This window comes from Schlesneria paludicola DSM 18645 (assembly GCF_000255655.1).
Taxonomy (GTDB): domain Bacteria; phylum Planctomycetota; class Planctomycetia; order Planctomycetales; family Planctomycetaceae; genus Schlesneria; species Schlesneria paludicola.
On record NZ_JH636435.1, the window covers coordinates 2,532,923 to 2,541,785 of the forward strand.

Sequence of the window (8,863 nt, forward strand, 5' to 3'; positions counted from 1 at the left end):
AGCCTTCGACAAAGGTGATCCACGCTCCAAAATGGGCGGATCGGAAAGCCGTGTCTTCGATACGACCGCCGGGGTGGGTGGTATCCCCACAATCCTCGATACGGGCCGCTTCATCGACTCGCTGAAGGCCTTGCCAATCCTGGCTCAGCTCGGGGCAACGTTCCTCGGTGACCTGGTGGGGGGACTCGCAATCCCACGCCTGGCTTCGAACATCCAAACCTACTGGGTCGGTGAATCGACCGCCCCGACGCAGTCCAATCCCACGTTGGACCAGGTGACGCTTGCCGCGAAGACGCTCGGCGCTTACACGCTGATCACTCGTCGCATGCGACACCAGACCAGCCTCGACGTCGAGAACATGATCCGCCGAAACATGCTGTGGTTCATGGCCCTGGGGATCGATAACGGCGGTCTCAACGGGACTGGTTCGAGCAATCAGCCCACCGGCCTGTTCGCGAACAGCTCGATTGCCACGGTCCCGCTGGGGACGAACGGAACCGATCCAACCTGGGTCTCGGTTGTCGCGATGGAATCCGCCATCAACGACGCGAATGCCATGGGCCAGAACATGGGCTACCTGACCAGCCAGGTCGGTAAGGGCAAGATGAAGACGGTGACCAAGATCGCCAGCTCGCAGTACTCAGGATTCCTCTGGGAAGCGGACAACACGATCAACGGCTACCAGGCGAAGTCGTCCACCTTGATCAGCAAGACGTTGACGAAAGGCAGCGGCACCAACCTGACGGCCATGCTGTTCGGCAACTGGGCGAGCATGCTGATCGGCTTGTGGGGCGGAATCGACATCATCGTCGACCCGTACTCGAACAGCACCGCAGGCGATCTGAAAGTGACGATGTTGCAGGACACGGACATCGCCGTTCAGCACCCTGAATCGTTCAGCAAGATCGTGGATATGATCCGCCTGTAATTGCACACCCCCCCGAGAAGAGGGAGCTGGTTTCGGTTCGCCGGACCAGCTCCCTCGCAATGTTTCGCCTCTCTTCCGTGTTTACTTTTACCCCTCAACATTCGGAGCGTCCTACATGTTGCGAATTAAATTTACTGTGGCGTCGGTCATTCTCAACGATCGCGTCCATTCGATCGGAGATGTCGTGGAAGTCGACGAAGATCAATTCAAACGCCTGGTCAAAACCGAGAAGTCCGCCGTCGAAACCGATGACGAATTGACCGTGTTTCCTGAGCCGTCCGAAGCCGCTGTCGATGAACCTCCCAAGAGTCCGGACGGCGGGCAGGGGGGAGCAGAAAAGGCAACGAAGGGCGGGGGATCGAACCGTCGGTAACCTCGCCGGATCTGACGATGCAGGCCTCAAGGATTGATCGATGTCGACGACAGAACCTGTAGCACTAGCGACGCTCAAACAGCACTTGCGGTTGAATCACAGCCATCAAGACGCGCTGCTCAACTCGCTGATTTCCGTCGCACGCGAACAGGTCGAAGCCGACACCTGGCGATCGCTGATTCCGATCAGCGGTCGCTCGATCACCCGCCGGGGTTTCCCGATGGGGGACGAGGCCCTGTATCTGCCCAAGCCGCCACTGCGAGCAATCACGTCCGTCAGCTATGTCGACTCGACGGGCACGACGCAGACCTTCACCACGTTTCGGGTCGACGTCTCGCACGAACCAGGCTCGATCGAGCCGAACTACCCGATGGTCTGGCCCGTCTCACAAGACGGTCCGGCCAGCGTCACGATCGTTTATGACTGCGGCTATGCCGACGCCGCGTCTGTGCCCGCTTCGCTGAAGCATGCAATCTTGTTGATCGCCGCTCAGCTTTACGAGAACTCGGAACCGGTCGAGATCAAAGGCGACACGACGCTCGATCGACTCTGCCGACCGTACCGCGTGCGAAACGCGGCCATGCTCGAATCGATCTGGACCGCGAAGCCGATCCATCCCAAGTTCCCTGGTGGATTTGGCCTGTGGTCCGGCGCTCCATTGGGAGTGCGATAATGCCCGCTTCAAAGCGCCGCGATCCGATCGTCGTTCAACGTCTCAAACAGGATGCCACGCCAAACGTCCTGGGCGAGATGGCGGTCGAGTCCCCCGACAACTGGGAAACCTACCTGGTTGGATTCGCGGAAGTCATTTTCAAAGGCCAGCGGGAATTTACTCGAGCTGGCATCGTCGACGCGGACGTGTCCCACCTGGTCCGTCTGCCATTCAGCTCCGAGGCCCTGGCGATCACCAGCGAAATGCGGCTGCTCCTGGAAGTGACCGGCGAGCTGCTCCACATTGAAGCCGCCTACCGTCGCGATGCATCAAACCGCGAAGTCGAAATGCTCTGCAGGCACTGACGGACATGGCCACACGCATTCTCACGGGTATCGCGTCGATTGATCGCAAGCTGGCCAGCCTGGCAACCCGCGAATCAAACAAGGTCGCCCGCTCCGCCGTCAATGCGGGCCTGGCCGACCTGGCAAAATCCATTCGTCGCGAGATCGATTCCGAACCGATCAGCCCCGCTCTGAAAAAGGCATTGAAGGCCACCGTCGGAAAGCGTCTTGAAACGAAAACCAAGTCCCAATTTGGGGCCATGGCGAAGGCCGGTTTCGGTGTCGGAAAAAACACCAGGGCGAGGGCCGCCAGGGCGGCAAAACGCAAAGCAGGACGCGGGGCTCGCAAAGGCGTCGGGATCTCGGCCAACAACGTCCACTGGTTCGCCCTGGGCACCGCCCAGAGGTACACGAAATCCCCGCGTCGCTACGTCGGTGGCATTTCTCCCGTCAGGGCCGTCCGCCGCGCCGGGGCCTCGGCCGCGAACATCCGCACCGCGATCGAGCGGAAAGCTCGCCAGAGGATGGAAGAGGTCATTCGAGCCATGGGCAAGTGACCGCGCATCGAATTCGCGCTTGGCGTGTGATCTGTTTCCGTTCGTCCCCCGGTTGATGTCCGATGTCATTCTTTGCCAATCTGATCGAAGACACAAGCGGTTACGATGTCACCAGTGAAGGCCGCTTGGTGAAGACATACAAGCGAAAATATCGGTGCAGCAATCCCGGCGGATACCTGAACCTAGATGAGGTGATCGTCGAACTCAACATCCTTCCGGGGAATGCACATCCTGAATTTCCGAATGCCTTGGTTCGCAAGATCTCCAATGAGAGGATGTTCCATCAGGACCCGTACTACGACTGGGAAGTGGGCGTCGAATACTCGACCGAAACGCCCAAGTTCGCCGAAGATCCGACTGAACGTCCGGTCAAGCGACGAGTCTTCACAACAGAGACCCAGAGGAGCATCTTCCAAGATCGAAACGGAAAATTGATCCTGGATGCAGCGGGCTGCCCATTCGATGGTGGTGTGCAAGTCAATCATCATCAACCGACGATCGTGTGGCAACGGAACGAATCCAACGACACATTCAATCTTGCGCAGTTTCTGGCACTCAGCGGTTGCATCAATTCTGACCCATTCGCGGGTTGTGATCCCGAGACGCTGCTGCTCGTCGCGACGAGCGATGAAACGTTTGAGAGCAACTACCACTACTGGGCGTCGACCTACACCATCATTTACAACGAACTCGGCTGGCAACCACAACCCGTCAATGCCGGCCTGTGGCAACGCGACGGCACGAACCTGGTGCGAATCACCATGGACGGCGAGCCGGTCCAAGATCCGCAGCCGCTGTACGCTGCGTCGTCCGGGACACCTGGCAAAGTAATTCCTCTTTCGGCACGTCCCGCGGCCTGCAATTTCATCAAGGTTGATCACGCCTCTGCGATCGCCTTCTCCAGTCTTTCGTTGCCGTTGTGAGGATTGACCAATGGCTGATGAAGCGTACCTGATGTCGAAGCGGTTTCTGGAAGTCTTAAAAACGGTTATCCGCCGCGTCTTGGCAGAAATGTCAAATACCGATGCCGTCAAACGGCGTGTTTATGAACCAGGTGCCGAATGGCAGGGCCTGACAACTTCCATTCTCAACCCACCGACAACAACGGCATTGGGTTGGACGAATCCGACGACTTGCACATTTCAACCTTACCGCGTCGATCCAACCAGTGTGACGACGCCAAAGGCAATGATTCCGAGCACGACAGACGGACCGTTCACGATCGTCAATCGTGACAGATCACTCAGGGTCCCTGTCGGAACCTATGTTCGCATCAAACGGATCGACGGCGATTGGATGATCACTTGGGCCGCATGCTGAAAAATGACGAAATGGCCAACGCGACCGTTCCCGCTGCAGCGAATACGGCCCGTGGCGTTCTTTTGTTCGATGCTTTCGACGCGTGAAAGGTTGACATGCCAGGAGCTCGCACAGGTTGCATCTGCGACTACACCACGCGCAAGTATGATCTCAGCGGAAACACCGTCTGGCGTGGCGATTTTTTTCAGAGGAGCTCGTTCTTCGCAAATCGATCTGTGATTTGCCAAGAGGTGGACTCCGCCCGAGTGTACACAGGCGGTGATCGGGTTACAGACGGCAGCAGATTCTGGTCGATCGTCTGCTTCGATATCGAAACCGGCGAACTTTTGTGGGACTACGACACAGGCGATAGCGTCCAGAAGATTGTCGTAGACCCGTCTACCGGACACGTTGTGTGCATGAAATACAACAAATTCACTGTCCTTGACACGACGGGATCTCTTATTGCCATAAGAACCATGCCAACTCTAGGCGTCACTGCGAGTTCATACGATTTCACGATCAATGATGTCGGCGACTATCACGTCGTGGTCACGGCCACCAGGTACTTGATGGAGCTGTATGATTGGCGGTCTCCATTTTCAGCTCCACCAACGTTGAGCACAATTTCTCGACCTGGACCGAGCTTCAGTCAGATCATGAGGATGAGTCGTGCAAACGGTGCCGACTACTTTTGCGGACAAGCCCTTGATGAAAGCTACCCATACGGGATTCGCGGCAAAGTTAAGATCGGTGGCTCGACGGCGATATCTGATTTTACATTGCAATTTTCAGCGCCCGACTTACTGACGTCACTTCCGTCAGAGTGGATTACTGGTACTGGATCAACACAGACCACCGCAGCAGCCTTGACCGTCAACACTGATTGCATTCCGTCCGGTCCATCGAACGTGGGGTATAGGTTGCCTGCTGGCGCTGCCGTTGGTGATCGCGTCAGCATGTGGGCCGGTGCGACGTCGGGCGGCCTTGTCACGCAATTCATTTACCCGCCTGTCGGAGGAAAGCTGGATACAGGAGTGGTCAATGCTGGGAGGTTTTACTATCGCCGAGAGTACTTCATCTGTCAGGGAAGCGACCTTTGGTATTCGACGAGGTCAGATGCCATATACCCGTTCAATTCGATCAACGCCGACGCATCTGGCAACATGGTGTTGCATCAGGCTGGTGTGACGCACCTGTGCAGACCAGATGGCGTCAAGCTGTGGAGAAGGGGACTGAAGGGGGTTGACGGAGTCATTGACGAATCGGGAAATGTCTACTCGGCTGGATATCGCAACGGCTCCCCGTGCTCGATGTCCGTCTGGGACGTTGATGGGAATTGGCTGTGGGGACATAAGCACCTTGGTATCAGCCCTTTCACGACCAGACCAAACATCAATCTAGACCCAGAGGGGGACGGAGTAATCGTATCCGGCTGTCTTGACGACAGCGGAAACATCGGCCCATGCAAGATCTCTCTCGACGTGAGCTTCGTTGCTAACCCCTGGACATAGAGCAAAGGACGATCATGCTTGAACGAGCCCTCAGAACGTTTCTGTTGATGAAGCAACCCGTGTTCAACTCGGTCGGTGGCCGCGTCCACGTGGGCGACTTCGTGCCGCTTACAGACAAGGACTTGCCCGCGATCGGGATTGAAGCCGATCCCCAAGACCGCGAACGGCAGATCGATGGTCAAGAATCGCCGCTGCAGTTTCAGCGGTTCGACATCGTGATTAAAGCGCTGGAGTTTGCGAAGTCGATCCAGATCGGAAACCTGGTCGCGTCCGCGTTTCGGGCAATTCCGTTCGGCGCCACGATCTTCACAGCGCCCGGAACCGTTCTGATTCAAGCGGGAGATCCGACGATCGTCGGACACGGAACCGGTTGGACCAATGACCTGGTTGGCCAGGAAATCCATTTGCGGGATGGCAACGGGGTTCTGGTCTATTCCGGCACAGTCACTGCCAGGACTTCGGCAACAACCCTGACCGTCTCACCAGCTCTTGCCGTGTCGCAGACGCCCCTCTTGTGGGATCTGCCCGGCGCATCGCTCGCGGTGCAAATAGTACAGGTCGACATTCTTGGGAGCTGGAACGACAAGGAAGAGGATCACGGGCACAGCCTGGCTGTGAAACCGCGTGTGGTCAAGATCCAAATCGGCTGGCTCGAAGACACGTCGACGATCTAAGTTCAGTTCGTGGAGAGGCAGGCAATGGCACAATACCGATCGAAGGGCACGCTGTGGCAAATGACGATCGCCACAGTTCTCACCACGATTGCCCAGGCGACTGCGATCACGCCACCAGGCTGGAAATCGCAGTCGTATGATTCCAGTTTCTTCGACCAGGCCGGAGCGGGCAAATCGAAGGAAATGAACGGCTGGGTCGATGGATCTGACTTCGGAGCGACGTTGTGGTGGGACCCGGCGCTCGCGTCACACATCGCCTTACTTGGCATCGTCACGACGCCAATCAAAAACGCCATGGCGATTGTGCTGCCGTCGACGCCGATCTTCGGCAGCGTGACACCGGCCCCCTCCAAGACAATCTCGTTCACGTCTGCCGGAATCGAGCTGACTCCGAAAATCGACATGGACAAGGGTGTCAGCCTCGACGTCAAAGGCGACATCGACGGCCTGCCCACCGTGACGTAATCGCCCGGCGATCGCCGATTGTTCTTCCACACTTTTTTCGATGGATCGAAATATGAAGTGCCGCTTGCTTCGTGACGAATTGATCACCAACCCCGAATTGAAGGGATGGGAAGATCTGAGAGCCCTGGTAGATCAATTCCATGCCGGTGAGATCACTGCCGCTGAGTTCGACGCCAAACGCCAGGTGACGGCACCGGCGGGCACCGTGATCGAGCACAAAGACGCTTGGTTGCTGGTCGCGATGGGCCGAGCCGAGCCCGTTGACCAGGCTTGCGCCGAACGCGCGAATCGCGTCATGCCTGGCAGTGCAAGCCTCGACGTCAAGATCGTCGCCGCCGCTGAAGCCAGTGATCAGTTGGAGCTCGCCCAGATGACCGGCAATCCCCAGTTCGATGCCAGCCCTGGTCAGATCGAGGCGCTAAGGGCCGACCGCGAAAAGAAACTCGCGGCCGCACAGTAACGCTCTCGACACGCGAGCTGTCGTTTCATCACTCATCGAAAGTCGGATCATGACCGCGTCCAGTTTTGCAGAAATGAAAGCCGCCGGAAAACGGCGTGTCGTCCCGTTCACCGGCCTCGAAGAATTCGGCCTGACGCTGTACTGCTGTTCGATCACAGAGCAGGAATCGGCGAACCAGGAAGCCGCATCCTGGAAGCCTGGCACGATCGACATCGATCCGCATCGGCTAAAGAGTGCCCGCCGAAAGCTGATCGCGATGACCGTCAGCGATGAGGAAGGCAATCGGTTGCTGAACGAAGAACAGGCAGCGGAACTCGATAGCGTGCTGGCTGGCATCCTGTACGAGCAGGCTGCAGCTCACACGTCATTGCGGATGCGTTCAAAAAACTTGCCATCCGCGAGCGGAGAGCAGACGCCTATCGACTCGCGGTCATCTGCGGACGGCCCGACGTCGACCAGCTCCTCGACGAACTAACGCCCGATCAGTTCGCGGAATGGCGTGAGTACTTCGCCCTTGAACCGAATCGGGCCATTGATCGCGATCGCCCGTTGGCCACGATCCTGGCGGCGATCGCCGGGGCCTGCGGTAAGGATTTGGATATCGACACCGCGCTCCGAACCTGGGGACATCACATCCCCGAGCCGCCTTTCGATCCCGATGCGAACGCGGCGGCCATCCTCGCCGGATTCGGCGGGTAGAAGCGAATAGGGCACAAGCACAAATGACGCTGACATCCCTGGGAAGACAACCTTGCCCTCGAAGGCCAAGATGATTTGTGCAAGAATCATTGTGTTAAGGATGTGTGAGCACGCCAAATAGATCGTCCAACAACTTCTCGAATTGGTGATCGAAACAACCATGGAAACACGCTTTGTCAAACTGAATTCATATTGGTCCGTCGATGAAGCAAACCTCGCGAAGCTGCATTTAAAAAGTGAAGGAATTGAAGCGGACCTTGAAGGCGAGACGGTGGCGAGCGTGGCTTGGATAAATGCCAATGCCATTGGCGGCGTGAAACTACTCGTTAAGGATCTTGATGTAGATCGTGCTCGAAAGATTCTGCGAATGAATTCAGAGACGCACGCCTCGGTTCAACATCAATCTGAACTATCGAACGCGATTCCTGCTGATGATGGCAGCGGACGTACCGAACTCACTGATGAAGGTGACGAAGCTTCTCTCACGCCAACGGCGTTCAGTCGATTACGGAATCGCAAGCGGCTGCTCATCGGGCTCTTCCTTCTCTGTCCAATTGTTCTCATCGTCACAATTAAACTTCTTTCTGCATTCAACGTTTACACGCGATTCGGACCCTGAAAAAATCCTCCGTGGATGGCATTCATTCCACCTGCAGTAATCGTCGCCTTGTTGGTTCTCAAAGCAGCAATCTGTAGTCACAACCAACTTCAATCCAAAAATTGATTCGGAAGCCGAACAAGGGTAACTAGCGCCGTTCGGAACTGGCTCAGCACAGTCCTGAACGGTGTTTTGTTTCTCTCGAGCGCAGCAAACGGCCATGTGGTGAAGGGATTCACCGCATGGCCAGCCTGGGCGACATCGTTATCGGTCTGCAGATGGACAACCGCCAATTCAACC

At 56.9% G+C, this 8,863-nt stretch carries 15 protein-coding genes; 14 read left to right on the top strand and 1 reads right to left on the bottom strand.

Features of this window, described 5'->3' with window-relative positions:
- From OSO_RS51410 to OSO_RS48725, 14 genes are all read left to right on the top strand, one after another.
- Positions 1-928 (top strand): phage major capsid protein (locus OSO_RS51410; RefSeq protein WP_010586408.1); only part of this gene is annotated, 928 nt, incomplete at its 5' end.
- A gap of 115 nt (positions 929-1,043) precedes the next feature.
- Positions 1,044-1,301 (top strand): hypothetical protein, encoded by a 258-nt coding sequence (locus tag OSO_RS0128615; RefSeq protein WP_010586409.1) that lies wholly within the window; start codon positions 1,044-1,046, stop codon positions 1,299-1,301.
- 40 nt (positions 1,302-1,341) lie between these two features.
- Entirely contained in the window at positions 1,342-1,974 is a 633-nt protein-coding gene (locus OSO_RS48720) for a head-tail connector protein (RefSeq protein ID WP_010586410.1), read from the top strand.
- Positions 1,974-2,318 (top strand): head-tail adaptor protein, encoded by a 345-nt coding sequence (locus tag OSO_RS0128625; protein ID WP_010584445.1) that lies wholly within the window; start codon positions 1,974-1,976, stop codon positions 2,316-2,318. Before OSO_RS48720 ends, OSO_RS0128625 begins: the two co-directional genes overlap by 1 nt.
- Positions 2,319-2,323: 5 nt before the next feature.
- The gene (locus tag OSO_RS0128630; protein ID WP_010586411.1) at positions 2,324-2,854 is read left to right on the top strand and encodes a hypothetical protein; all 531 of its coding nucleotides are present in this window, start codon (positions 2,324-2,326) and stop codon (positions 2,852-2,854) included.
- Positions 2,855-2,916: 62 nt separating this feature from the next.
- Positions 2,917-3,777, top strand: a complete 861-nt coding sequence (locus OSO_RS0128635) for a hypothetical protein (RefSeq protein ID WP_010586412.1) — start codon at positions 2,917-2,919, stop codon at positions 3,775-3,777.
- Between the two features lie 10 nt (positions 3,778-3,787).
- Positions 3,788-4,174 carry a hypothetical protein gene (locus OSO_RS0128640; RefSeq protein WP_010586413.1) on the top strand — a complete coding sequence of 129 codons (387 nt, stop codon included), beginning with the start codon at positions 3,788-3,790 and terminating at the stop codon, positions 4,172-4,174.
- 644 nt (positions 4,175-4,818) lie between these two features.
- The gene (locus OSO_RS51045) at positions 4,819-5,667 is read left to right on the top strand and encodes a hypothetical protein (protein WP_157605503.1); all 849 of its coding nucleotides are present in this window, start codon (positions 4,819-4,821) and stop codon (positions 5,665-5,667) included.
- Between the two features lie 14 nt (positions 5,668-5,681).
- Positions 5,682-6,341 (top strand): hypothetical protein, encoded by a 660-nt coding sequence (locus OSO_RS0128655; RefSeq protein ID WP_010586415.1) that lies wholly within the window; start codon positions 5,682-5,684, stop codon positions 6,339-6,341.
- 24 nt (positions 6,342-6,365) lie between these two features.
- Positions 6,366-6,806, top strand: a complete 441-nt coding sequence (locus OSO_RS0128660) for a hypothetical protein (protein WP_010586416.1) — start codon at positions 6,366-6,368, stop codon at positions 6,804-6,806.
- A 52-nt stretch (positions 6,807-6,858) separates the two neighbouring features.
- Positions 6,859-7,266, top strand: coding sequence for a hypothetical protein (locus OSO_RS0128665; protein ID WP_010586417.1), 408 nt, complete (start codon positions 6,859-6,861; stop codon positions 7,264-7,266).
- Between the two features lie 49 nt (positions 7,267-7,315).
- Positions 7,316-7,741, top strand: coding sequence for a hypothetical protein (locus OSO_RS0128670; protein WP_010586418.1), 426 nt, complete (start codon positions 7,316-7,318; stop codon positions 7,739-7,741).
- Between the two features lie 56 nt (positions 7,742-7,797).
- Positions 7,798-7,965: a hypothetical protein gene (locus OSO_RS52810; protein ID WP_449329011.1), complete on the top strand. Its 168-nt coding sequence runs from the start codon at positions 7,798-7,800 to the stop codon at positions 7,963-7,965.
- A 145-nt stretch (positions 7,966-8,110) separates the two neighbouring features.
- Positions 8,111-8,584 (top strand): putative signal transducing protein, encoded by a 474-nt coding sequence (locus OSO_RS48725; protein WP_237729371.1) that lies wholly within the window; start codon positions 8,111-8,113, stop codon positions 8,582-8,584.
- A gap of 89 nt (positions 8,585-8,673) precedes the next feature.
- On the opposite strand, the gene OSO_RS52120 is transcribed toward OSO_RS48725, so the two are convergent.
- Positions 8,674-8,863: hypothetical protein (locus OSO_RS52120; protein WP_010586421.1), on the bottom strand; the 190-nt coding region annotated here is incomplete at its 5' end.

Bases quoted from the DNA above. Each gene is read 5' to 3' on its own strand.
- OSO_RS0128660 (WP_010586416.1), top strand. From the start codon at position 6,366: ATGGCACAATACCGATCGAAGGGCACGCTGTGGCAAATGACGATCGCC.
- OSO_RS51045 (WP_157605503.1), top strand. From the start codon at position 4,819: ATGAGTCGTGCAAACGGTGCCGACTACTTTTGCGGACAAGCCCTTGAT.
- OSO_RS0128635 (WP_010586412.1), top strand. From the start codon at position 2,917: ATGTCATTCTTTGCCAATCTGATCGAAGACACAAGCGGTTACGATGTC.
- OSO_RS48720 (WP_010586410.1), top strand. From the start codon at position 1,342: ATGTCGACGACAGAACCTGTAGCACTAGCGACGCTCAAACAGCACTTG.
- OSO_RS0128630 (WP_010586411.1), top strand. From the start codon at position 2,324: ATGGCCACACGCATTCTCACGGGTATCGCGTCGATTGATCGCAAGCTG.
- OSO_RS0128640 (WP_010586413.1), top strand. From the start codon at position 3,788: ATGGCTGATGAAGCGTACCTGATGTCGAAGCGGTTTCTGGAAGTCTTA.
- OSO_RS0128665 (WP_010586417.1), top strand. From the start codon at position 6,859: ATGAAGTGCCGCTTGCTTCGTGACGAATTGATCACCAACCCCGAATTG.
- OSO_RS0128625 (WP_010584445.1), top strand. From the start codon at position 1,974: ATGCCCGCTTCAAAGCGCCGCGATCCGATCGTCGTTCAACGTCTCAAA.
- OSO_RS0128615 (WP_010586409.1), top strand. From the start codon at position 1,044: ATGTTGCGAATTAAATTTACTGTGGCGTCGGTCATTCTCAACGATCGC.
- OSO_RS0128670 (WP_010586418.1), top strand. From the start codon at position 7,316: ATGACCGCGTCCAGTTTTGCAGAAATGAAAGCCGCCGGAAAACGGCGT.
- OSO_RS0128655 (WP_010586415.1), top strand. From the start codon at position 5,682: ATGCTTGAACGAGCCCTCAGAACGTTTCTGTTGATGAAGCAACCCGTG.